The sequence below is a fragment of the Paeniglutamicibacter kerguelensis genome, from assembly GCF_017876535.1.
In the GTDB taxonomy this organism is placed as follows: domain Bacteria; phylum Actinomycetota; class Actinomycetes; order Actinomycetales; family Micrococcaceae; genus Paeniglutamicibacter; species Paeniglutamicibacter kerguelensis.
This window is the reverse complement of record NZ_JAGIOF010000001.1, coordinates 243,802-266,727: the sequence shown is the minus strand read 5'-3', so window position 1 is coordinate 266,727 and position 22,926 is coordinate 243,802. Positions and strand designations below refer to the sequence as shown.

At 64.7% G+C, this 22,926-nt stretch carries 18 protein-coding genes; 12 read left to right on the top strand and 6 right to left on the bottom strand.

Annotation, left to right across the window (positions count from 1 at the left end; genetic code table 11):
- Positions 1-3 precede the first annotated feature (3 nt).
- On the top strand, positions 4-1,791 hold the full coding sequence (gene glsA / locus JOF47_RS01215) for a glutaminase A (protein WP_209995438.1): 1,788 nt from the start codon (positions 4-6) through the stop codon (positions 1,789-1,791).
- Here glsA and JOF47_RS01210 read toward each other — a convergent pair.
- Both JOF47_RS01210 and JOF47_RS01205 read right to left on the bottom strand, forming a co-directional pair.
- The gene (locus JOF47_RS01210) at positions 1,763-2,989 is read right to left on the bottom strand and encodes an MFS transporter (RefSeq protein WP_209995435.1); all 1,227 of its coding nucleotides are present in this window, start codon (positions 2,987-2,989) and stop codon (positions 1,763-1,765) included. The two genes, glsA and JOF47_RS01210, sit on opposite strands and share 29 nt — an antisense overlap.
- A complete protein-coding gene (locus JOF47_RS01205) occupies positions 2,986-3,426 on the bottom strand; it encodes a MarR family winged helix-turn-helix transcriptional regulator (protein ID WP_209995433.1) in 441 nt (146 codons plus the stop codon). The genes JOF47_RS01210 and JOF47_RS01205 overlap by 4 nt, the downstream gene beginning before the upstream one ends.
- Before the next feature lie 93 nt (positions 3,427-3,519).
- Here JOF47_RS01205 and JOF47_RS01200 point away from each other — a divergent pair, with 93 nt between their 5' ends.
- The 3 genes from JOF47_RS01200 (at position 3,520) to JOF47_RS01190 (ending at position 6,567) form a co-directional block, all read left to right on the top strand.
- Positions 3,520-4,272 (top strand): FadR/GntR family transcriptional regulator, encoded by a 753-nt coding sequence (locus JOF47_RS01200; protein ID WP_209995431.1) that lies wholly within the window; start codon positions 3,520-3,522, stop codon positions 4,270-4,272.
- Positions 4,269-4,949: a PDC sensor domain-containing protein gene (locus tag JOF47_RS01195; protein ID WP_209995429.1), complete on the top strand. Its 681-nt coding sequence runs from the start codon at positions 4,269-4,271 to the stop codon at positions 4,947-4,949. The genes JOF47_RS01200 and JOF47_RS01195 overlap by 4 nt, the downstream gene beginning before the upstream one ends.
- A gap of 124 nt (positions 4,950-5,073) precedes the next feature.
- Entirely contained in the window at positions 5,074-6,567 is a 1,494-nt protein-coding gene (locus JOF47_RS01190) for an APC family permease (RefSeq protein WP_209995427.1), read from the top strand.
- A 299-nt stretch (positions 6,568-6,866) separates the two neighbouring features.
- On the opposite strand, the gene JOF47_RS01185 is transcribed toward JOF47_RS01190, so the two are convergent.
- On the bottom strand, positions 6,867-7,304 hold the full coding sequence (locus tag JOF47_RS01185; protein WP_209995425.1) for a MarR family winged helix-turn-helix transcriptional regulator: 438 nt from the start codon (positions 7,302-7,304) through the stop codon (positions 6,867-6,869).
- A 91-nt stretch (positions 7,305-7,395) separates the two neighbouring features.
- On the opposite strand from JOF47_RS01185, the gene JOF47_RS01180 reads away from it, so the two are divergent.
- The 3 genes from JOF47_RS01180 (at position 7,396) to JOF47_RS01170 (ending at position 13,474) form a co-directional block, all read left to right on the top strand.
- Positions 7,396-8,640: a multidrug effflux MFS transporter gene (locus JOF47_RS01180; RefSeq protein ID WP_209995423.1), complete on the top strand. Its 1,245-nt coding sequence runs from the start codon at positions 7,396-7,398 to the stop codon at positions 8,638-8,640.
- 369 nt (positions 8,641-9,009) lie between these two features.
- Entirely contained in the window at positions 9,010-12,483 is a 3,474-nt protein-coding gene (locus tag JOF47_RS01175; protein WP_209995421.1) for a TM0106 family RecB-like putative nuclease, read from the top strand.
- A 4-nt stretch (positions 12,484-12,487) separates the two neighbouring features.
- Positions 12,488-13,474: an aldo/keto reductase gene (locus JOF47_RS01170; RefSeq protein ID WP_209995420.1), complete on the top strand. Its 987-nt coding sequence runs from the start codon at positions 12,488-12,490 to the stop codon at positions 13,472-13,474.
- Between the two features lie 180 nt (positions 13,475-13,654).
- On the opposite strand, the gene cynR is transcribed toward JOF47_RS01170, so the two are convergent.
- Complete coding sequence (gene cynR / locus JOF47_RS01165) at positions 13,655-14,605, bottom strand: transcriptional regulator CynR (protein WP_209995418.1); 951 nt, start codon at positions 14,603-14,605, stop codon at positions 13,655-13,657.
- Positions 14,606-14,640: 35 nt separating this feature from the next.
- Between cynR and JOF47_RS01160 the strand changes: the two genes are divergently transcribed.
- Both JOF47_RS01160 and cynS read left to right on the top strand, forming a co-directional pair.
- Positions 14,641-15,300 (top strand): carbonic anhydrase, encoded by a 660-nt coding sequence (locus tag JOF47_RS01160; RefSeq protein WP_209995416.1) that lies wholly within the window; start codon positions 14,641-14,643, stop codon positions 15,298-15,300.
- Positions 15,301-15,343: 43 nt separating this feature from the next.
- Positions 15,344-15,814 (top strand): cyanase, encoded by a 471-nt coding sequence (gene cynS, locus JOF47_RS01155; RefSeq protein WP_245356202.1) that lies wholly within the window; start codon positions 15,344-15,346, stop codon positions 15,812-15,814.
- Between the two features lie 226 nt (positions 15,815-16,040).
- On the opposite strand, the gene JOF47_RS01150 is transcribed toward cynS, so the two are convergent.
- Both JOF47_RS01150 and JOF47_RS01145 read right to left on the bottom strand, forming a co-directional pair.
- Positions 16,041-16,700 (bottom strand): polysaccharide deacetylase family protein, encoded by a 660-nt coding sequence (locus tag JOF47_RS01150; protein ID WP_209995414.1) that lies wholly within the window; start codon positions 16,698-16,700, stop codon positions 16,041-16,043.
- The gene (locus JOF47_RS01145) at positions 16,697-17,146 is read right to left on the bottom strand and encodes a hypothetical protein (RefSeq protein WP_209995412.1); all 450 of its coding nucleotides are present in this window, start codon (positions 17,144-17,146) and stop codon (positions 16,697-16,699) included. The genes JOF47_RS01150 and JOF47_RS01145 overlap by 4 nt, the downstream gene beginning before the upstream one ends.
- A gap of 334 nt (positions 17,147-17,480) precedes the next feature.
- Here JOF47_RS01145 and JOF47_RS01140 point away from each other — a divergent pair, with 334 nt between their 5' ends.
- From JOF47_RS01140 to JOF47_RS01130, 3 genes are read left to right on the top strand one after another with little or no spacing between them, the layout of a single operon-like run.
- Positions 17,481-18,938, top strand: coding sequence for a DUF3375 domain-containing protein (locus JOF47_RS01140; RefSeq protein WP_210001284.1), 1,458 nt, complete (start codon positions 17,481-17,483; stop codon positions 18,936-18,938).
- A complete protein-coding gene (locus JOF47_RS01135; RefSeq protein WP_209995409.1) occupies positions 18,935-19,594 on the top strand; it encodes a DUF4194 domain-containing protein in 660 nt (219 codons plus the stop codon). Before JOF47_RS01140 ends, JOF47_RS01135 begins: the two co-directional genes overlap by 4 nt.
- The gene (locus JOF47_RS01130) at positions 19,591-22,914 is read left to right on the top strand and encodes an ATP-binding protein (RefSeq protein ID WP_209995407.1); all 3,324 of its coding nucleotides are present in this window, start codon (positions 19,591-19,593) and stop codon (positions 22,912-22,914) included. The genes JOF47_RS01135 and JOF47_RS01130 overlap by 4 nt, the downstream gene beginning before the upstream one ends.
- The last annotated feature ends 12 nt before the right edge of the window (positions 22,915-22,926 follow it).

The following is a 22,926-nucleotide window of genomic DNA, read 5'->3' as shown; positions in this document are numbered from 1 at the left end:
AGCATGCGTTCCCCGATTGCCGACTACCTCAGCCAATTGCATGGCGACCTGCTCAAACTCACCGCGGGCAGGCCATACCAAGGCATCCCGGCGATGGCGGGGGCGGACACCTCCAAGTTTGCCATCGCGCTGGCCACGGTCGACGGCCACGTCTACAAGGTGGGCGACGCCGGCCTTGAGTTCTCGATCCAGTCCATCTCCAAGCCGTTTTCCTACGGGCTGGCGCTGGATGACCAGGGGCTGGCAGCCGTCGATGCAAAGATCGACGTCGAGCCCAGCGGCGATGCGTTCAACGAGATCTCGCTGGCCCGCGAAACCGGGCGTCCGGCCAATGCCATGATCAATGCCGGGGCCATCGCCACGGTGTCGCTGGTCAAGGACGCCGAAACACCGCGCTTCGCGCGGATCCTGGAGCAGTTTTCGCTCTGCGCGGGCCGCGAGCTGCACCTGAGCGAAACCATTTACGCCTCCGAGGCACTCACCGGCCACCGCAACCGGGCGCTCGCCTACCTGTTGCGTTCGTTCGGCATCATCGAAACCGACCCGACACCGGTGCTCGAGGACTACTTCAAGGCGTGTTCGGTCATGGTCAACACCGAGGACCTGGCGATGATGGCGGCGACGCTTGCCAACGGCGGCACGCAACCGTCCACGGGTGTCCAGGTCATGAGTCCCGAGGCCGTCCAGCGGGTGCTCTCGGTCATGACAACCTGCGGCATGTACGACGATGCAGGTGCCTGGATCAGCGCCGTCGGGCTTCCCGCGAAGTCGGGGGTGGGCGGCGGACTGATAGCTGTGCTCCCCGGGCAGCTGGGCCTGGCCGTGTATTCCCCGGCGTTGGACGCCCACGGTTCCTCGGTCCGCGGCCTTGCCGCCAGCGAGCGCATCAGCCGGGACATGGGCCTGCACTTTGTCCGCGCCGCACGCATCGGCCGCTCGGTGATCCGCGACCACTACGACATCACCCAGGTACCCTCGGCCACCCGGCACACCGAGGACGCGGAAAAGCTGCTGGCCGACTACGGACACCGCGCGCACATCCTGGAGCTCGCCGGCGACCTGCTCTTCGCCGGAACCGAATCGGTTGTGCGCGAGGTCAGCGAACTGCCGTCGACCGTGGAACTGGTGATCCTTGACCTGCGCCGCGTTGACGAGATCGACAAGATTGCCATACGGATGATCGGGGACCTGAACCGGGGCCTGGCCACGGAGGGCCGCACCCTCGCTCTGGTCCAGAACCAGCTGTTCGCGCCGCTGGAGGAGGTCAAGTTCTTCTCCAACCGCAATGACGCCGTCGAATGGGCGGAGACCACCATACTGCTGCGCCACGGCAGCCCGGAACTGATGCCGCAAAGGGTTGCCATTGCCGATTTCGCGGCACTCGCGCCGTTGTCCCCGGAAGACGTCGCGCTGCTGGAATCCCGCATGGTGGAGAGCGAGATCGCCGACGCCCAGGTCATCCGCCGCGTCGGACAGGAATTCGGGGGCGTGTATTTCATCCTCGACGGCAAGGTCGTCACCTCCACGCACCGGGGCGGAAGCCCCACCCGGCACGCCACGCTGTCCGCCGGCATGACCTTCGGCGAGATCGCGCTCGGCGGCGAGGGAGACCAGACCACCCGGGTGACGGCGCTCGGCCGGGTCCACCTGAAGGTGCTGAGCGCCGAGGCCATCACGGCGCTGGAGGCCGAGCACCCGGAGTTGGCCTTGCGTTTTTGGAAGGCCATCGCGCGCGACGCCTACACCCGGGTGGAGGCCTACCTCAAGGATTCCGGTCATCCCCTGCGCTGACCGGTTCGGCCTCGGCTTCGACCTCGAACCCGGCCACGGGCTCAGGACGGTGTTCGTTGGCGTGTGCCAGCAGGCGCGAGCAGGATGCCAGGAGCACCGCGGCAACGGCGACGGACGCGGCCCCCATCAGGTACGGCGTGGCCATGGTGAACGCCGAGGCAAGGGCTGCCGCAAGGGGCGGGGAGATCGCGCCGCCCAGGAAACGGATGCCGGAGTAGCTGCTTGAGGCCACCGATCGCGGCAGGTCCGTGGCGTCCATGACCACCTCGGTGAGCACCGTGTTCATGATGCCCAGCTCGAGCCCGGCAAGAACCATCATGGCCACCAATGCGCCCGGCGAATTGATGAGCAGGGCAAACCCGACAAGCGTGAGGCTCAGCAGTGTCAGGGCGCCGACGAGCACGTGCGTGCGCTTGAAACGGCGGGTGAGCATCGGCGCACCAAAAACCGAGGTGATCGCCAGGCCCAGTCCCCAACCGGTGAAGACCAGGCCGATTCCCATGGCCGTGAAGTGCAGCGGGTAGGCGGTGAAGGACATGATCACAAAGAAGCCGATGTTGTAGAACAGCGCGACCATGGCCACGGCCAGCAGCGTCGGATTGGCCAGGGCCTTGAAGGGTGCAGGCAGCGAGGTGGCCGCGTTCCGCGCTTCGGGCCCGCGCATCATCACCGCCAACAGGATGAAGGCAAGAGCCATGAGCGTCGAGGCGCCATAGAACGGCGCTTGCCAGGCGATCGAACCGAGCAGCCCGCCGACCAGCGGCCCGACCGCAATCCCGAGGCCCAGGGCCGCCTCATAGAGAATGACCGCCGCACCGGTGCTCCCCCGGGATTCGGAAATGATGGTCGACAGGGCCGTGGAAATGAACATTGCATTGCCCAGACCCCACACGGCGCGGAATGCGATGATGCCTTCAATGGTCCCCGATGCCCCGGCCCCGAAGGATGCGACGACGATGATGGCCAGTCCGGTCATCAGGGTCCTGCGTGCGCCGATGCGCGATGAAATGAAGGACGTGAAAAACATCGCCACGCCCGTGATCACCAGGTAGGAGGTGAACAGGAGTGAGGTTTGCGTGGCGGTTGCACCGAGCTGCTCGGTGATGGCGGGCAGGATCGGCGAGACAAGCCCGATGCCCATGAAGGCAATCATCGAGGAAAAGGCCACTGCCCAGACGGCCTTTGGTTGCTTGGTCATGGGTTCCCCCCGGGGGCCGGCGTGCTGCGGGATTCGAGGATCTCCGCGGCTTCGGCGAGCACGGCGATTTCCCGGGCAGAGAGGGAGACGAAGTCTTGCTCCAAGACCATCGCCAGCTCGAGGCGCCGCTGGACGAGCGCCTCGCGCCCGGTTGCGGTGATGTCGATCAGCCATGCCCGTGAATCGGTGGGGTCCTGGATTCGCTGCACAAGGTCCCGGCTTTCTAGGGACGCCAGCATCTTGGTCATGCCGGGCTGTGAGATCTTGTTGTATTCCGCCAGCTGGCCAATGCGCAGGGGCGTTCCGTCGGCCAGGATTCCAAGGGTTCGATAGTACGAGGCCGAGTATCCGTGCTCAAGTCGAATCGTGGCGCTGCGCGAGAGCCGATGCGTCGCTGCCAAAAGCCTGGTGAGAGTGGTTCCTAGATCGGTGGTCATACGCGGAGCATAACTTAGTTATATAACCAAGTTAAGTGCTTTGTGCACCCGGGCCCGACAGCCGCCCCGACGCCACCAGCTAGAGTTACAGCCATGACACAGCATGCACCCCCTGGCAGAGGGCCGCGCAGCGCCGTGTTCGCACCCCTGGGCGGAGCGGCACGCTCCATGCAGGTGGCGCAGCGGCTCACCGACGCCATACTCCTGGGTGTCATAAAGCCCGGCGAGCGCCTGCCCACCGAGGCCGAGCTCGCCAAGCGGTTCGGGGTTGCGCTTGTTACCGCCCGTGAGGCACTGAGCGAAATCCGCGAGGCCGGGCTTGTCGAAACCAGGCGCGGCCGCGACGGAGGGTCCTTTGTGCTGGCTTCGGAGGACACCCCGGAGCAGGTCCTCATGGCGCGCCTGCGCTCAATATCCCGCATCGAACTGGCCGACGTCGGCACCTACGAGGCGACGCTGTGCGCCGGCGCGGCAGAACGCGCGGCCGAGTTGGCTTCGCCCGAGGAGGCCGCAAGGCTGGCGACCTGGTGGGAGGGGGCCGACTTCTCTTCGGCGCAAAGCGCGGCCCGAAACCAGGGCGGCCTGCTGCTGGAAATTTCCGTTGCCTCGCAATCACCGCGCCTGGTGCGTGAACAAATCCGCTTCCAGGCGGAATTCGGCCAGCTACTCTGGCTGGGCCTGGGTGAGTGCGGGGTCCGGGAAAAGGTTTCGGCGCTGAACTCGGAAATCGTCCAGGCCATTGGTGCCGGCGACGCCGGGCGTGCCCGGGCGGTCGTCCGAGCCGAACTGAAGATCCTGACCACATGGCTGTTGATGACCAAGGAACGGCTGGAGGCCGCGGCATGAGCCGATTGCAAGAGGTGGCTGACCAGCTCGGCGAGGTTTTTGACGGGTACTTTTCCACGCTGAACGAGCTCCGCATGGTTGTCGAAGCGGGGCTGGCGCGCGGGGCTGGGATCGACCAGCTGATTTTCGACTTTGTGGGGCCCCGCCTGTTGGATCCCGCCGCCACGGTCGTTGGCGCGGGGTTCATCGGCGGCCCCGGCAGCACCGCCGGGGAATCGCTCCATTTCGCTTGGTGGCTTGGCCCACTGGAAGACAACCCGCTCCTTGGCACCACCACGGAGGTGACCCGGCTGGATCTTGCCGCGCGCGAGTACGCCGATTACCTCAGGGACTTTACGACCATGGAATGGTACTCGGTGCCCGAATCCACCGGGGATCGGCACATCACGGGCCCCTATGTCGACCACCTGTGCACCTGCGATTACATGCTCACGCTCACCTCGCCCGTCGGCTCCCCCGCGGTCGGCGTGGTGGGCCTGGACGTCCTGGTCCGGCAAATCGAGCCGGGCATCCTGCGCCTGCTGCGTTCACTCCAAGGCGCCGCCGCGTTGCTGAGTTCCACCGGGCGGATCATCGCCTCGACCTCGGCGAACTGGGAATTGGGGGCCGGCCTCCAGGACCACGAAGGAGTCCCCGTTCCAGGCACCAGCCTGCTGGTGGCCACGATTCCGAACTAATCATTCTATTTAGAATGATAAAGGTGTAGCCTGTCCATGTGACGACGGTCACGAGCGGGTCAAGGTGTTGCGCACACGATGGCCCGGACCCAATTTTCGCTCGCACCGAAAAGGCCCACACATCATGAGCAACCAAAGCATCGAAGACGGCAACCACCTCGCCGTCCTGGGATACGAGCAGTCCTTCGACCGCTCGATGTCACTCTGGGCAAACTTTGCCCTCGGCTTCACCTACCTTTCGCCCCTGGTGGGCGTGTACTCGCTCTTTGCCATCGCCATGGCAACCGGCGGACCGCCATCCATCTTCTGGATCTTCATCGTTGCCGGCGGCCAGTTCCTGGTCTCACTGGTCTTCGGCGAGGTCGTCTCCCAGTACCCCATCCACGGCGGCATCTACCCGTGGACCCGGCGGCTCTGGGGCAAGCGCTACGCCTGGATGGCGGCCTGGATCTACATCTGGGCGATGATCGTCACGATCACCGCCGTGGCCCAGTTCGGTTCGGGCTTCGTGGCCAGCACCTTCGGCGTCGAACTCACCCGGGGCAGTACGCTGCTGTTCTCCGTGGCACTGCTGCTGGTTGCCTTGGTCCTGAACTTCACGGGAACCAAGACTCTGGCGCGCGTGGCCCGCATCGGCCTGGCCGCGGAACTCATCGGCGTGATCGCCGTCGGCCTGTACTTGTTGATCTTCGACCGCAAGCAGCCCTTCAGCATCTTCCTTGATTCCATGGGCGTTGAGGGCGAGGGAAGCTACTCGGCCGCCTTCATGGGCGCAGCGCTGGCCGGCCTGTTCCTCTTCTACGGCTTCGAGGCCTGCGGGGACGTCGCCGAAGAGGTCAGCAATCCGGCTCGCCGCATCCCCACCGCCATGATGATGACCATCCTGGTCGGCGGGGTCTCGGCGCTACTCTCCTTCGGCGGTTACGTCCTGGCCGCCCCGGACCTGCAGTCGATCGTCAACGGCGAGGACACCGACCCGATCCCCGCGATCCTCGAGTCCGCGCTAGGGCCGGTCGGCGCAAAGATCTTCCTGGTCATCGCACTGACAGCGTTCCTGTCCTGCGTGCTTTCGCTGCAGGCCGCGGCCTCGCGGTTGATGTACTCGTTCGCCCGCGACGGCATGATCCCGGGCCACCGCTGGCTGTCTAAGGTTTCGCCGACCACCAAGGTGCCGACCAACGCACTGATCGTTGCCTGCTCGATCCCGCTGCTGATCTGCATCTTGATCTACTTCGGCTCCGAACAGCTGCTGACCCAGGTGACAAGCTTCGCCATCCTGGGCATCTATGTTTCGTTCCAGGCCGTGGTGCTCGCGTCCTTGCGCCAGCGCCTGAAGGGCTGGAAGCCGGCGGGTCCGTTCTCCCTGGGCTCGGCAGGCTTCATCATCAACGTGCTGGCCTTGGCCTACGGCTTGTTTGCCATGTACCTGCTGGCGAAGCCCGGCACCTCGGGCGACTTCTTCGCCGACTGGGTGGTGCTCATCGGCCTGGCGATCGTCGCCGGTTCCGGCGCCCTCTATCTCTTCATCGCCCAGCCCGACAAGAAGTCGGACGCCCCCACCGGGGATGCCATCGAGGTGGCCGAACGGCTGCGCGGGGTGCACGCCAAGTCCTCGTAGTAGGGACATGAAAGCGAAATTCTCCGGGCGGCGCAGCGACCACCAGCCGCCGCCGGCGAATCCGGACAGTTGCTGCGGCAACAACATATGGCATTGCCGAACGCCAAAGGGTCGGGGCGACATTCCAAATGTCGCTCCGACCCTTTGGCCGTTGGCATGCGTACGTCCATCACACGCATTGACCGCAACCGTTGCCTGAAAAATTCCAGTCCGCTGCCCGGCACGGCCGCAACCAGGGACCGGGAATTGGTTGCCACCCCGAACCTGGCACCGAGACTTCGGCCGGCATCCGACCGGCCCTACCCGTGGGAGCGCAGGCGTTCGGCCACTTCGCTCAAAGCCGCCAGGGAAGCAAAGAGGGACTCCCGATGCTCGGGCGACAGCCCCTCCAAGACCTCTTCAAGAGAACCGGTCACCGCCCGATCGATGCTTTTTCGGTTTCTCCGGGTCAACTCCGTAATGAAGAGCAGCGCTTTTCGCTTGTCATGCTGATCGGCAACCTTTTCCAGCAGACCCCGCTCGACCAGCGCCCGCACGGCCGCGGAAACATTTGGCGCCTTCATGTTCAACGCGATCCCGACTTCCGTCACGCCGACCCCCTCGTGGTCTTCGACGTACCCAAGGATCGCAACCTCGGTGGCGGGGAGCGGCTCCAGGCCTGCACGTAGCGGACCCTTCCTCTGAAGCCACCAAGTCAATTGAAAGAGGGCCTTGGCTGCTTCATGAACTTTTTCCATACCTTCATTTTGCGATGCCAACATTATCATGTCAACATACTTATGTTTCCATAAGAATGTTGTCCAGGATGAAAGCGAAGCGGTCCACCCCATGACTCAGTCTTCAAAAACCTCAGCGTCTCTGATTGCCATGTTGGCGTTGTTGAGCGCCATTGGCCCCTTTGCCATCGACATGTACCTGCCGGCTTTTCCGCAGATGATGTCGAACCTAGGTACAAGCGCCGCAACCGTTCAGCTGACGCTCACCGCCTTCATGCTTGGCATGGCACTTGGCCAACTCGTTATCGGTCCGCTTTCGGACCAGTTCGGCCGTCGCAAGCCGCTGCTCATGGGTGCGATTGCCTGCATGGCCGCCAGCGTTCTTTGTGCCGTTGCGCCCAACGTTGAAATCCTGATCGGCATGCGTTTCCTGCAGGGCTTCGCGGGCGCGGCAGGGGTCGTATTGGCCCGTGCCATCGTCTCGGATTCGGCCCGTGGCCCACAGTCAGCCAAGATGTTCTCCATCATGATGACCGTCGGCGGCATTGCACCGATTCTTTCGCCACTGGCCGGAAGCTCGGTAATTGCCTTCACTGGTTGGCGCGGCGTGTTCTGGGCCCTGGCGATCCTGAACGTCATCATGGTCATTGGTTCCGTATACCTGGTGAAGGAAACGCTGCCCAAGGAAGGCCGCAGCAAGGGCGGCATCAAGGCACTCGCCTCGAACGCAGGCGGCGTACTGCGCAACAAGGCCTTCCTCGGGTTCACCTTCGCGTTCGCCTTCTCGATGGCCGCGATGTTCGGCTACATCGCAGCCTCGCCCTTCGTCTTCCAGAACATTCTGGGGCTTGGGACCACCGCATTCTCGTTGGTCTTTGCACTCAATGCCTTGGGATTGACCATCACCAGCATCATTGCCATGAAGCTGGTCGACCGCGTGGGCCCCCTGCGCATGACGTACATCGGCGTCACTGGCCTCACTGTCTTCAGCGCCGGACTGTTGGCCGTCATAGCGCTTGGTGAGACCCCACTCATTCCGACCTTGGCGCTGGTCTTCCTTGCACTGGCTTCCTTGGGCTTCGTCTTTGGAAACGCCACAGCCCTGGCCACCGACCAGGTCAAGGAGCATGCCGGCAGCGGATCGGCAATCATTGGCGCATTGCAGTTCACCTTGGCAGCCGTCGCTTCTCCGTTGGTTGGCCTGGCCGGCGAAGACAATGCAGTACCCATGGCTCTTGTCATGCTTGCAGGCGGAATCATCGCCCTGCTGAGCATGATTGCCCTGACTCGAGGCGCGGCAACAACCACTGGTACCGAACTTCAGGAAGTGCACCCCGAGGCCGTACCAACCCCCTAGCAATGACCCCTCCGGGGCCGCATTGGCAGGGGCGGATCCCAGACGCGGAAAAACCTGGAACCGGACGATCCCTTGGGCTTTCAGGTCACGGCACGTTTGATAGGACCGCAATCTTCCGATGTCTTCTTGCCTGTCCGTCGTTGGGTCTGTCAGCCTGCCTTGCCGATTTCCGGACGGGTGACCACGGCGCCGGACGCCGGGCTTGGGCTTGGGCTCCGTTGCTTCGCATGGTTCCGGCCATGAATCAAGCCTTATTTGGTCTTCGATCGCATTGGCCCGGGGTTCGGTCGGCATTGGCCCGATGGCCAAAACGAGGCGGGCGGATGCTAGTTTCGAAGCTAAGCCAAGCCTTGAAGGAGCGCCCGCCTCGTGTTTTTCCTCGAACAAGACCTGATCTATTCCGCCAGCGACCTTGTAACCGCAGCAAGCTGCGAATTCACCTCGCTGAGCAAACTCGATGAAAAGCTGGGCCGCAGCAAGGCAGCGAAATCCGAAGCCGACGAAATGCTCGAACGCACGGCGAAGCTCGGGGACACCCACGAACACAAGGTGCTGGGCGACCTGCTGGAAAAATTCGGCGAATACGATTCTTCGTCTGGCCGCGGCGTCAAGATGCTGCAGGCGGGTGTCCGCGGGGACCGCACCTCGTTGGAACAGGCACACCAAGAAACACTGGATGCCTTGCGCATGGGCGCGGACGTTGTCTTCCAGGCAACGTTCTTTGACGGGGAATTCGTTGGCTTCGCCGATTTCCTGATTCGCGAGGACAACGGCGCCTACGCGGTGTGGGACACCAAATTGGCGCGCCACCCGCGCGTCACGGCACTGTTGCAGCTTGCCGCCTACGGCGACCAGCTTCTGGCCGCGGGCGTCGAGGTTGCGCCACACACCACCCTGGTGCTGGGCGACAACTCGCATTCGGTGCACCGGATGCATGAGCTACTGCCGGTCTTCAGGGACCGTCGGAACCGCTTCAAGTCGCTGGTTGAAGCCCACCAAGACCAAGAGCAGACCGTGGCCTGGGGCCAGCCCGGCATCAGCGCGTGCGGGCGCTGCGACTACTGCTCCGAGCAGGTCGCCAACCACCGCGACCTCCTTCTGGTCGCGGGAATGAGCACCTCCAAGCGCAAGAAGCTCATGGAATCGGGCATCGCCACCATCGACGAGCTGGCGCAAAGCAACACCGGGTCCCGGGACACCCACTTCAAGCTGGCGGAACAGGCCCGCATGCAAGTCGGTCTGGGCGGCAGCGACGGCATCGTCGGAGGCGTCGCCTACAAGGTCTCAGGCAACCAGACGATTTCCCGGCTGCCCGAGCCCAACCCCGGGGACATCTTCTTCGATTTCGAGGGCGACCCGCTCTGGCAGGACCCCTTCGACGAATCATGGGGTCTGGAATACCTCTTCGGCGTCATCGAAATCGACACCGAAGCACCCGTCTTCAAGCCGTTCTGGGCCCATTCGAGGGCACAGGAACGCAAGGCCTTCACCGACTTCGTCGCCTATCTCGAGAACCGCCGGGAAACCTACCCGGACATGAAGGTCTACCACTATGCCCCGTATGAGAAGAGCGCCCTGCGGAACCTGTCGCTGCGCCACGTGGTTGCAGAGGACGCCATCGATCAGTGGCTGCGCGACGGCCTGCTGGTCGACCTCTACGACACCGTCCGGCACTCGCTGTTGATCTCCGAACGCTCCTACTCCATCAAGAAACTCGAACCCCTCTACATGGGCGAGAACCTGCGCGGCGGGGACGTGAAGGACGCGGGGGCCTCGGTGGTCGCCTACGCCAAGTACTGCGACGCGCTGGAGAACGACACCGCTGCCGCCGCAAGGATCCTGGAATCCATCAGCGACTACAACGAGTACGACTGCCTCTCCACGCTGCGGCTTCGCGACTGGCTGCTGGGCCTGGTCCCGCACGAACCGCGCACGGAATGGGTCGAGGAAACCCCGCTGCCCGACATCGACGAGGTCGAACCCAGCGCCGAGGAACTGGCGCTGCGCGCCTACCTCGAATCGCTGCCACAAAACCGGGCGTTGACCGACGACGAGCGCGCCATCGCCATGGTTGCCGCGGCCACCGGCTATCACCGCCGCGAGGCCAAGCAGTTCTGGTGGGAGCACTTCGACAGGCTCGACCAGCCCTTCGATTCATGGGCCGAAACCCGCAACGTGTTCATCGTCGACGATGCCGAGGTCGTTGAGGACTGGCACAAGGCAAGCGCGCGGGCCAGGGTCGAATCCAGGGTCACCGAGCTGCGCGGCACCATGGCCGAGGGCTCGGACTTCAAGGTCGGCAGCGGCTGGTTCGCCATGTATGGGCAGCCGTTGCCTCCGGAACTGGAACCCAGCAACGCCGACCGGGCCGGGCTGTTCAATGCCACGGTGAGCGAAAACGACGAGCGTTTTGTCATCACCGAAAAATCCAACACCAAGGTCCCGCCCTTCGGGGCCCTGCCCGTCGCGCTGACCCCCGACCAGCCGATCAACACCACGTCCCTGCGTGATTCGCTGGCCGAGCTCGCCCGCACCGTGGGCGGTTCCCTGCCGTCGCTGCCCAAGCACCCCGGCATCGACATCCTGCGCAAGGCCGCCCCGCGTTTCTCCACGCTCTCCGGGCCGCCGGTGCCGCAGGAGGTCAACGGGCTGAAGAACTTCGTGCCCGCGATTGTCGAGGCCCTGAACGACCTCGACAATTCCTACCTTGCGGTGCAGGGGCCTCCGGGCACGGGCAAGACCTTCGTGGCTTCCCACGTCATTGCGGCCCTGGTGAAGCAGGGCTGGAAGGTCGGGGTCGTCGCGCAGTCCCACGCCGTGGTCGACAACGTCCTGGCCAAGGCCATCACCGGGGCCGGAGTGCACCCCGAACAGGTGGCCAAGAAGCAGAAGGCCGGCGACAAGACCCAGGTTCCATGGGACGGGACCACCGATGATGCGATCGAAAGGCTGCTCAACGGCGACGAGGGTGCGCTGATCGGCGGTACGGCCTGGACCATGACCGGCAAGCGGGTGCCCGAGGGATCGCTGGACCTGCTGGTCATCGACGAGGCTGGGCAGTATTCGCTGGCCAACACGCTGGCGGTGTCCCGCGCCGCCAAGCGCCTGTTGCTGCTCGGCGACCCCCAGCAATTGCCGCAGGTCACTCAGGGGTCCCACCCGCAACCCGTCGACGAGTCGGCGCTGGGGTGGCTCAGCGCCGGGCACCCGACGTTGCCGGACGAACTTGGTTACTTCCTTGCCGACTCCTGGCGCATGCACCCGGAACTCTGCGAAAAGGTCTCGGCGCTGAGCTACGAATCCAAGCTGCATTCGGCGGCCGCGGCCGCCACCCGCTCACTCTCCGGCGTGCCCGCCGGCGTTGCCACGGTCCTGGTCGAGCACCACGGCAACACCACGCAATCCGTCGAAGAAGCGCACGAGATCATCAACCAGGTGCGGGCCCACACGGGCCTGAGCTGGGTCGGCGGCACCGATTCGGCCCCGCGGGAATTGCTGGCCGGGGACATCCTGGTGGTTGCCGCCTACAACGCGCAGGTGAACCTGTTGCGCGCGGAGCTGGACGATGCGGGCCTTGAGGACGTCAAGGTCGGGACCGTCGACAAGTTCCAGGGCCAGGAGGCGCCGGTGGTCATCGTGTCCATGGCGTGTTCCTCTGCCGAGGACGCGGCGCGCGGCATCGAGTTCCTGCTCAACCGGAACCGGATCAACGTCGCAGTCTCGCGCGGGCAGTGGCGCGCGGTGATCGTGCGCTCCCCCAGGCTCACCCATTTCTTGCCGCCCAACCCCGCCTCGTTTGCGGAGCTCGGGGCCTTCCTGGCGCTCGGGGCATGTTATGAATAAAGCTATGACTTCACGTGTGCTAGCCGGCCAAAAAGTAAACGCCCTCGGATACGGGGCCATGAACATCGTTCACGGCTACTCCAACTTCCCGACTCCGGAGGCAACCGGGCGCCTGCTTAACGAGGTCCTCGACGCGGGCGTCAACCACATCGACACGGCAACCCTCTACGGCGGCCGGCGCAGCGAAGAACTCATCGGTGAACACCTGAAGCACCGCCGCGACGAATACTTCCTGGCCTCCAAGGGCGGGTTGTCCCTGATCGACGGGCGCAGCGCCATTGACGGCCGCCCCGAGCTGCTGCTCGCCCAGGTCGATGCGTCGTTGCAGCAACTACAGACCGACCGCATCGACCTGTACTACCTGCACCGGCTCGATCCGAAGGTCCCGGTGGAGGAATCGGTTGGCGCCTTGGCGCAGGCGGTGGCCGCCGGAAAGATCGGCGGCATCGGCCTGTCGGAAATCTCGGCCGCAACGCTGCGCAAGGCCCACGCGGTGTACCCGATCGACGCCGTGCAGAACGAATACTCGCTGGCGACCCGCAACCCGGAAATCGCCATGCTGGATGCCTGCGCCGAACTGGGAACCGCATTCGTGGCCTTCAGCCCGCTGTATCGCGGCTACCTGTCGGGCAATCTGCGGGACATCGAGTCCCTGCCGGAGAAGGACATCCGCCACTTCATGCCGCGATTCCGCGCCGAAAACTACCCGCAGAACCTGGTGCTGGTCGACCGACTGAAGCAGCTGGCCGCGCAGTGGGGAACCACCGCGGCGGCCCTGTCGCTGGCCTGGGTGCTGGCGCAGGGAGAGCATGTCCACGCCATTCCCGGGACAACCAAGTCCGAGCATCTTGCCGAAAACATGGGCGCACTGGACGTCGAGCTGGACCGGGACAAGCTGGCCCAACTCAACGCCCTCATCAACAACGAGACGATCCACGGCAGCAGGTACAACTCCCACCAGCAGACGACCGTGGAGAGCGAAGAGTTCTAGCCGGCCGCCTTGGCAGGGGCGGAGCACCAGAACAAACTTTGTGTGCTTTGTCCCTGCATGGCCGGAATCGCACCGGGCCCACATGCTTCGGTGAATCAATCACATCATTGGGTGCCGGGCATCAAGTGCGGAGCAACTATTTACGAGTTGGCATTACACCCCTGTAAACGGGACTCCCTGCTAATTCCAATTTGAAATCAATTCAGTGAAGGCCTGGCTGGCTGCGTTCCGATAGGCTCCCTTCCTCCGGAGCAAGGAAGCCGTGCGCGAGGGAATCTCTGGCACTATTGCAATCGACTCAAGCCCCTCGTATTCACGGGCAATTGCCTCGGGCAAAATGGTTGCGAGCCGCCCGCGGCGAACGGTTTCAACGATTGCACTGATCGAGTTGGCCTCGATAGCAATGCGTGGCCCAATGCCGTGATCCTGGCAGTAGTTATCGATATGGATCCTCGTCGCAAAATCACGGCTCAGAAGCACCAAGTCCTCTTGCCCCAGCTCCTTCGATGTCACCGCTCCTTTCCGGCCCGCCCGTGGATGGGCCTCGCCGCGGACCATGCTGAGCGTTTCCACAAACAGCGATTGGGATTCAATCTCCAACGACCGAACCCCGGAAAATGCGATGCCGAGATCAAGTCGATCCTCCGCCAAGGCCGCCTCAATCCGGTCCTGCGTCATTTCCTGCACACTGATTGCTATGCCCGGATGCAATGAGTTGAATCGCTCAAGCAGCGGACCGATCAAATACGCGGTGAATGTGGGCGTCATTGCCAACCGAAGCGAGCCACGGCTCAGATCCTTGACGTCGTGAATGGCACGTTCACCGGCATCCAAATCCCGCACGGCGAGCTTCGCATAGTGCAGGTAGGCCTCGCCCGCGTCGGTCAGCCGCACCGTCCGTCCCGTTCTGTCCAGCAGCTGGACCTGCAGCGACTTCTCCAGCTGTTTGATCTGCTGCGAAAGGGTCGGCTGCGAAATGAACAACGCTTCCGCAGCGCGGGTGAAATTCCCGTGTTCGGCGACGGCGGACAGGTAACGGACATGGCGCAGCATCATGCCATTCAGACTATAGGAAAGTTCTATTGATTTGATCGAAAACAGGTCTTGGACACTATAGCTAAAGGCGGTCATCCTTGAAATACAACCCACGGCAAGGAGACCCGCCCATGCAAGACATCATCGATGGCTTTCTGAAGTTCCAACGAGAAGCCTTCCCTGAACGCTCAGGACTATTCAGTCGCCTTGCCACCAGCCAAAACCCGGGAGCATTGTTTATCACTTGCTCGGACAGCCGGGTGGTGCCAGAGCTCCTTACTCAAAGGGAGCCAGGCGATCTATTCGTCTTGCGCAATGCCGGCAATATCGTTCCGGCCTACGGCCCTGAACCTGGCGGAGTCACCGCCACCGTCGAGTACGCCGTTGCGGTCCTGGGCGTTAAGGACATCGTCATCTGCGGCCATTCCGACTGCGGTGCAATGACTGCCATTTCGACAGGAATGGACCTTGGGCACTTGCCGGCCGTCGCTAGCTGGCTTGCCCATGCCAATGCGGCCAAGGCCGTGAACGCCGCTCATGCCCACGCGTCAGACCCGGAACGACTGGCATCGATGGTTCGCGGGAATGTCGTCGCACAGCTGAACAACATCAAGACTCATCCGTCGGTGGCGCTCGCACTGGATCAGAAGGCCTTGAACCTTCATGGCTGGGTATATGACATCGAATCCGGCTCGATTGACACGCTGGACGATTCCTCCGGTCTTTTCGTCAGCCTGGCCGACCACCCGCACGCAGGAAACACGCCTGCCGGATGCGCTCCGGCCGCCTGACCTCTCCCACTTCCCAAAAACCCAAGCCCCGAAAGGAAACACCATGATTCATTCCCAGTTCTCACAGACACCCCGCGAGGAACTCACCGCTGTCATCATCGATACAAAGACCCGCAAGGACCTCTCATGGCAGGAACTTGCGGACGGCACCGGACTCAGCCTCGCCTATGTGACGGCAGCCCTGCTCGGCCAGCATCCACTCCCGGCCGACGCCGCGGAAGCGGTCGGCAACCGGCTTGAGCTGGACCAAGAAGCAGTTCGACTCCTGCAGACCATTCCCCTGCGCGGGAGCATCCCCGGCGGTATTCCAACGGACCCCACCATCTACCGCTTCTACGAAATGCTGCAGGTTTATGGCTCCACGTTGAAGGCGTTGGTGCACGAGCAATTCGGCGACGGAATCATCAGCGCCATCAATTTCAAACTGGATATCAAGAAGGTTGACGACCCGGAGGGAGGCTCCCGGGCAGTCATCACCCTGGACGGAAAGTACCTTCCGACCAAACCGTTCTAAGCAGTCCTCCTGCGGGGACAGTCCCACTGGACGTCACTGACGGCGATCCGGGTAGCGGTCCCAGCGAATGAGGATCCCTACCCGGATCAAACTCACCGGTGATGATCGGGCCCCTGCGCGCCGGCGCTGAAAGGACCCGGACCGCTCACCCCTCCAGCGTCCACCGCGTCGGGACCCTACTCGGGCCTGGCCGGGTCCACGACCTTCTTCACGTCGAAGAAGGTCTTCAGCACCGGCCGGTCCCCGCGCCTTTCCTTGGCGAATTGCAGTCCGTCGAGGTTGATGCGGGCCTGGCGCAGGTAGGAATCGCCCTTCTGCTCCCAGGCGGCCGTGGTTCCGTCGACCCCGTAGAAGAAGTCGAATCCGTCCTTCCTGAGCGCGTCGTACCTGGCGCTCCGTACCTCTCCACACGGGCAATGTCGGCGCCGAAGGGGTAGATGAGCTGGTCGGTGTCCCCGATGATCGGACGGACCTCCGCATCCCACAGCTTCATGTCCCTCGCGAACCTCGGCATGGGGGTCTTGCCCATGTCGATGTGCCCCCAGGAGTGCGAGGCAAAGACCCAGCCGTTGGCCTTCATGGCATCGGCCACCTGCGTGGCGGTCTCGGTGTCCTTGGCCATGGTCTTGCTCTTGGGGTATTCGCTCTTGGAGGTCCTGTACCCCCGCACCCCGTTGTAGCCGGTCATTGCGACGGGGCCCTTGGACCCGCGGGAGGAGAAGTCCGGGTGCTTCCGGACGTACTCGTCGATGAGCGGGACCACGTCGTAGGCGCCGATGCTCGTCTTGCCGTGGGCATCGGGGTATTCGCTCTTGACCTGTCCGTGGTCATCGATCAGGACCTTGGAAGGGAAGCCGTCGCCGTCCATGTATTCGTAGTAGCTCACGTCGTCCTCGGACAGGACGATCGGCGTCTTGCCCTTGGGCAGGAGGACCTCCGGTAGGCCATCTTGCCGTTCTTGTCCAAGCCCGCAATGTCGGAGGGGTTCACCAACACAAAACCGCGATTGTGGAGCTCGTCATTGATCTTGCCGAATTCCTTCATGGTCACCATGTAGTCCGGGTATCCCCGCTGGCGGCTATCCCCGTCGAAGGCACGCTTCGGATCGACGATGAGCGGGTGGAAGAACAGGTGCGAGATCTTCGAATTGTCTTTCCACTCCATGGCGCCGGCCTTGGCGATCCCGGTTCGCGCAGCCTCGGCTTCCTCGCCTGTGAGCCCCGCCAGCGCCTTGGCCGCGGCATCGTAGTCGTAGCCGGCGGCCAAGGTCCGGGCCCTGCCGAGGAGCTCGGCTTCAGTGGGTGCGGCCGGTTCCCCTGTTGCGTGTGTCACGGGGGTTTGGGTTGCGGGGGTTTGGGTTGTGGGGGGGGTCGGTTGCCGGAGCCGGTGCCGGTGCCGGGATGGATACTGTTGCAGCCTGCTTGCTTGGTGCGGCCGCGCCCGGGGACCCAGGCGTACAGCTTGCAAGTACCAGTGCCGCGGCAGCCACCACGGCTGCGGCCAGGCGAGTGCGTTGAAGCACCTTCTCCCTTTTCCTCTCCGCGGCCAATGCCGTGTATTGGTCGTTGGATCGGCGCAACCGACCTTACCCTCCTGCACGCGAACCTTAAATCGGCGCGCCGATGGACTAGGATTGTTGGGTTCAATCCCCCGCAAAAGGACCGTGATGCGACCTACCCACCCAGCGAGCCCGCTGTGGAGTCAGACGCAACAATTCAGGTCCTCGGCGGCCTGGAAGTTGCTCTCCACCGCCCCGTGGGCAGTTGCCTTCCTGCGTGCAGAATTCACCAGCGCTAAGCCCCGGATCGGGCTGGAGGTCTTCCAGGCCTCCCTCGAGGCGTTCCTCAAGGTGGTGCGCGCCGAGGACCCCGGTTTCAACGACTCCATGACGGCCGCGCAGTATGCTGATGCCTGGGTGAAAAACCAGTTTCTGGCCAGGCCCCTGGTCGACGGGCACTTTGTCTACGAACCCACCGCGCAGACGGCCCGCGTGCTCAAGTTCCTTGCGGACTTCTCAGGTGACCGCACCAACCTGAACTCCTCGCGGCTGAACACCCTGCTGGTTTCCCTCGAGTCCCTGGCCCATGAAACCGACCCCGACCCGGCCGCCCGTATCCGCGCTCTGGAAGCGGAAATCGCCCAACGTCAGGAAAAGATCACCGCGCTGCGCGACGGCACCTCCCCCGCAGTGCTGCCCAAGGAGGGCGCGCTTGCGGCAACCCGATCCGTGCTGGACATGGCTTCGGGCCTGCCCGCGGACTTCAAGCGCATGCGCGACGGCGTGCAGGAAATGCTCCACGCGCTGCGCGGGGAAATCATGGAATCCTCGACCGTCAAGGGCGTCGCCATCGGCGCGGTGCTCGAGGGCGACAAGCAGCTGCGCAGCACCCCGCAGGGCGAGACCTTCCGCGGCTTCACCGAGTTCCTGAACTCACCGGAGGCGCAGGTGCGCTTCCGCGAGGCTGTCAACGAGGTGCTCGAACGCGACTTCGTCGATTCCCTTGACGCGCAGGAACGCCACACGCTGGCGAACCTGCTGCGCGAGCTGCGCCGCCAAGCCTCCGAGGTCCACCAGTCCTACGGCAGGCTTTCGGAATCCCTGCACGCCTACGTGCAATCCGAGGAATTCAAGGAAGCCGCCGTGCTGCGCGAGGCCGTGCGTGCAGCCGAACTCGCCGTCGCGTCCTCGCGTGCCCTGCATTCGCGCACGCTGGTCGCCCCGATCAAGCTCTACAGCCCGCGCTTCACCTCGATCGCCGGGCTGGGCATCTACGACCCGGACGAACACGTGGCCCCGCCGAAGCTTGCCGCGCCTCCGGAACTCTCGGTCGCGGACATACGCCGCACCCCGAGCACCCCGAGCCCCGATGTCCCGGCCCTGAACAGGGCGCTGTCGGCCGCGCGATCGGCATCCGGCGGCGCGGTGTCGCTGACCGAGGCCTACAAGACGCTCGAGGACCGGCACAAGCACCTGAACACCATCCGCTACCTCATCGAGGCCGCCCGCCTCGGCGGCGAGGACCCGGATGAAACAAGCTTCGAAGAAATCACTTTCACCCAGGTCGACGGCACCACCCGCACCGCCCTGGTGCCAGCCATCAGCTTCACGAAGGATCCAGCATGAGTACGCAACTGCCCTCCGGCGCCGCAGCCGAACGCCGCCTCTTCGAGGGCGACACGGGTTCCTTCGAACTGCCGCTGCGCCAGCTCCTGGTCCGCCTGCTGCGCGGCCCCTACCTTGACGGGGTCGCCGAACCCCGGCTCTGGCAGCTGGTGCTGGACCGCCGGGCGGAGATCTCCGCGTACGTCGCCGAGATCTTCCTGGTCCTCGAGGTCGATGCCTCGCGCAAGATCGCGCTGCTGAGCCCCGTCGCCCTTGAGGCCGCGCACACCACCGCCATCGCCCCGCGTCGCGCGCTCAAGCGCGAGGAAACGCTGCTGGCGCTGCGCCTGCGCCTGCTGCTCGAACGCCACGCCGGCTCCGGCACCGACGCGGTCGTCACCCGCGAGGCCGCCCGCGAAATCCTGCTCGAACACCGTGCCCCCGGGGACACTGATGACAAGAAGCTCGAGGAAACCACCGACGCGGCGCTGGCCCGCCTGCTGAGCCTGAAGCTGATCCTGCCCACCGAGCTGGCCGACGAATACAAGGTCTCCGGCGCCCTGGCACTGGCCCTGCCCTTCGCGACCATCGAGGAAATCCCCGACTACATCGCCGCGATCGAGCGCGTGGGCGCGGACGACACCGAAGAACTTGAACTGGAGACCGAAGACGCATGAGCATCGAAATGACCCTGCCGCTCTCCGACGCAGTGAACCCCGGCCAGCACCGGCTGACCCAGATCCAGGTGATCAACTGGGGCACCTTCCACGGCCGCCACACCCTGTACGTCGACCGCGCCGGAACCCTGCTCACCGGCCACCCCGGCGTGGGCAAGTCGACGCTTTTCGACGGCATCGGGCACATCTTCTACGCGGCCCCGCGGCTGAACGAATCCGCGCACGAGGCCTCCACCCGCAAGGACCGGCGCACCACCTACTCCTACATGCGCGGCCGCCGCTTCAAGACCGAGGCCGGCACGCTCTACCAGCGCCCCGGCGCCAGCTGGAGCGCCATCGCCCTGGTCTATGAGGACGGGCTGGGATCAAACGTCTGCATCGGCGCGATCTTCGACCTGCCCGCCAACGGGCTCGAGGGCCAGGTCGGCAAGCACTACGTCATGGGCGACCGGGTGCTGGACACCGCGGCACTGGAGAACCACGGCGCCCGCCGCTTCACCCCGTCCTCGCTGCAGAAGTCACTTCCCGGCTTCGAGGCCTTCGACGTGCACCGCGCGTTCGCGGAGAAGTTCCGCCGCCGCCTGGGCATCGACAACGACAAGGCGTTCTCGCTGCTGCGCACGCTGCAGAACGGCAAGGGCCTGGACAAGGGCGTCAACCAGTTCTTCCGCTACGAGGTGCTGGAAATCCCGACGACCATGAAGGCCGCGACCGGGGCCATCGAGGACTTCTCCCACCTGCGCGGCATCCACCGCCAGCTGGAGGAGGCCCGCGCCCAGCGCGACGCCCTGGCCAACGTGCCCGAGCAGAAGCTGCGCCACGAGGAACTCAGCAAGGAACTGACAAAGCTCAACAGCCTTGTCACCACCCAGTTGCCGGCATTCGGTGCGCAGCTGGCAACCCGGGCGCTGCAGAGCGAAACCGAGCACCTGAGCTCGGCGGTGGAAAAGAACGCGGCGCTCATCGAGGAAACCACGGCCCGCAAGGCCGTGCTCGACACCAAGGTGACCTCGCTGAACGAACAGCTCGAGGCCGGAGGCGGCGCCGGGCTCGCCGCCCTTGAACGCGAGGCCGAGGCCGCCCGCAAGTCGCTGGCCGAGCGCGAGGCCGTGCTGCGCACGCTGCGCTCCGACTTCGAGGCCGCGGGCCTGAACTTCACCTTCACGGCCTCCGGCCTGCAGGCCATGCGCCGGCAGGCGGCCGTGAGCGCGGAGAACCTTTCCTCCATCGCCAAGGACGCGCGCACCATGGAGTACGAGGCCATGGCGAACGTGATGAACCTGAAGGACCGGATCTCCAAGCTCAAGCTGCAGATCGATTCCTACGCCAAGCGCGGCTCCAACATCGACGACCGTTCGATCGCCGCCCGCCGCGCCATCGCCGCCGCCACCAAGCTGGGCATCGAGGACCTGCCGTTTGCCGGCGAGCTGATCGACTTGTCCCCAGCCCACGGGCAGTGGCGCCCCGCCGCGGAAAAGGCGCTGCGGTCCCTGGCCACCACCATCCTGGTGCGCGGCGAGGACCTGAAGTCGGTCACCCACGCCATCGACTCGCTCAGCGGGCTGGGACGCATCCGCTGGAACGACATCTCCAGGACCCCGCGCGAGGTCACCCCCGGGCCCGGCGACCTGGTCGGCAAGCTCGACTTCAAGCACTCGGACGCGGGCACCTGGCTGCGCGCGAAGATCTCCGCCGACTACCCGCTGGTCTGCGTCGAATCGGACGCCGGGCTGCACATCCACGACAAGGCCATCTCCATGGCCGGCACCATCAAGACCGGCGCCGGCAGCTTCGAGCGCGACACCCGCTCGGTCGCCGCCTCGGACTACCTGCTGGGCTTCACTAACGCGGAGAAGATCTCCGAACTGGAGGCCAAGCTTGCCTCGCTGGTGCAGGAGCTGGCCCGCATCGAGGACGTCGCCAACGACCGCTCGGCCGCCAAGGAACAGCTTGCCGCCAAGCTTGCCCTGCTGGGCACGCTGGCCTCGGATGAACGCAGCTTTGCGTCGCTTGACGCCTCCGGCGCGCTGGCCACGCTGCAGGACCTCGAGGCCCGCATGGCCGAGGCCCTGTCCACCTCCGGGGACCTGTCCCCGGTGCGCCGTGCCCTCGACGCCGCACGCGCGGAACTCGAGGAATGCGTGGGCACGCTGGCCGTGGCACGCGCCGAGGCCGCCACATTGGCCCGCAACCTGGAGAAAGCCTCGGCGGCGCTGCGCGCGGCCAAGGTCCGGGATTCGGCCACCGAGGAATGGGCCAGCGACATGCTTGCCGCCAGCGAACAACTGGCCCCGCTGATCACCCGCCTGGAACAGCGCCAGCCGGTCGGCACCGCCGAACTGGAGGCGGCGCTGAACGGGCTCGCGCTCGCGCTGTCGGAATCCGGGGCCGAGCTCAAGCGCGAAACCTACACGCTTGAGGCTGCCCTGAAGGACACCTTCAAGGCCTTCGCCCGCGAGTTCGGCAATTCGGCGGCCGTCAGCTTCGGCACCGGCGTCGAGGCCGCGGACCACTACGTGGCGCTGCACCAGGGCATCATCGAGGAAGGGCTGCCGCAGCACGAGGAAGAGTTCCGCGAGTACTTCTCCAACCGCTCCTACGAACGCTTCTCCGACCTTCTGCAGCTGCTGGAGGAGGAACGCCGGCAGATCGCCGAGCGCATCTCCCCGCTGAACCAGATCCTTGCGGACGTGCCGTTCGAGCACGGCTCCAAGCTGGCGCTCGAGGTCAAGACCACGGTCCCCGACGAGGCCCGGGCCTTCCGCCAGGCGCTCAAGGACGCGCTGGCGGGGGCGTATTCCTCGCGCGGCTCGGCGACCCTGAGCGAAAGCTACAAGGCGCTCGAGTACCTGGTTGATTCGCTGGACGACCCGTCGCGGGCCGCCTGGCGCGACACCGTGTTGGACGTGCGCCAGCACGTGACCATCAGCTGCAACGAGCACAAGCCCAACGGCGAGCTGGAGACGGGCTTGGAACCGGGCACGCTCTCCGGCGGCGAGGGCCAGCGTTTCACCTCCTTCATCATGGGCGCGGCCCTGGCCTACCAGCTGGGCTTCGCGACCGCGGGCTTCACCGCCTACGGCACGGTGATGATCGACGAGGCGTTCATCCAGGCGAACTCCGAGTACGCCGCGGCGGGCATCAACGCGCTGCAGGAATTCGGTTTCCAGCTGCTGCTTGCTGCGCCGGAGGACAAGATCGACCTGTCCAAGCACCTGGGGTCGGTCACCGACATCATCAAGCACCCGGGCTCCAACGTCTCGGGCTTCGTGGAGTCGGGCCGCTCCCCCGCCGTGGCCACGTCGATCATCCTGCGCTAATAAATATTGGGC

Bases quoted from the DNA above. Each gene is read 5' to 3' on its own strand.
- JOF47_RS01130 (WP_209995407.1), top strand. From the start codon at position 19,591: ATGAGCATCGAAATGACCCTGCCGCTCTCCGACGCAGTGAACCCCGGC.
- JOF47_RS01205 (WP_209995433.1), bottom strand. From the start codon at position 3,426: ATGACCACCGATCTAGGAACCACTCTCACCAGGCTTTTGGCAGCGACG.
- glsA (WP_209995438.1), top strand. From the start codon at position 4: ATGCGTTCCCCGATTGCCGACTACCTCAGCCAATTGCATGGCGACCTG.
- JOF47_RS01190 (WP_209995427.1), top strand. From the start codon at position 5,074: ATGAGCAACCAAAGCATCGAAGACGGCAACCACCTCGCCGTCCTGGGA.
- cynS (WP_245356202.1), top strand. From the start codon at position 15,344: ATGATTCATTCCCAGTTCTCACAGACACCCCGCGAGGAACTCACCGCT.
- JOF47_RS01185 (WP_209995425.1), bottom strand. From the start codon at position 7,304: ATGGAAAAAGTTCATGAAGCAGCCAAGGCCCTCTTTCAATTGACTTGG.
- JOF47_RS01140 (WP_210001284.1), top strand. From the start codon at position 17,481: ATGCGACCTACCCACCCAGCGAGCCCGCTGTGGAGTCAGACGCAACAA.
- JOF47_RS01160 (WP_209995416.1), top strand. From the start codon at position 14,641: ATGCAAGACATCATCGATGGCTTTCTGAAGTTCCAACGAGAAGCCTTC.
- JOF47_RS01180 (WP_209995423.1), top strand. From the start codon at position 7,396: ATGACTCAGTCTTCAAAAACCTCAGCGTCTCTGATTGCCATGTTGGCG.
- JOF47_RS01135 (WP_209995409.1), top strand. From the start codon at position 18,935: ATGAGTACGCAACTGCCCTCCGGCGCCGCAGCCGAACGCCGCCTCTTC.
- JOF47_RS01195 (WP_209995429.1), top strand. From the start codon at position 4,269: ATGAGCCGATTGCAAGAGGTGGCTGACCAGCTCGGCGAGGTTTTTGAC.
- JOF47_RS01210 (WP_209995435.1), bottom strand. From the start codon at position 2,989: ATGACCAAGCAACCAAAGGCCGTCTGGGCAGTGGCCTTTTCCTCGATG.
- JOF47_RS01200 (WP_209995431.1), top strand. From the start codon at position 3,520: ATGACACAGCATGCACCCCCTGGCAGAGGGCCGCGCAGCGCCGTGTTC.
- cynR (WP_209995418.1), bottom strand. From the start codon at position 14,605: ATGACCGCCTTTAGCTATAGTGTCCAAGACCTGTTTTCGATCAAATCA.
- JOF47_RS01170 (WP_209995420.1), top strand. From the start codon at position 12,488: ATGACTTCACGTGTGCTAGCCGGCCAAAAAGTAAACGCCCTCGGATAC.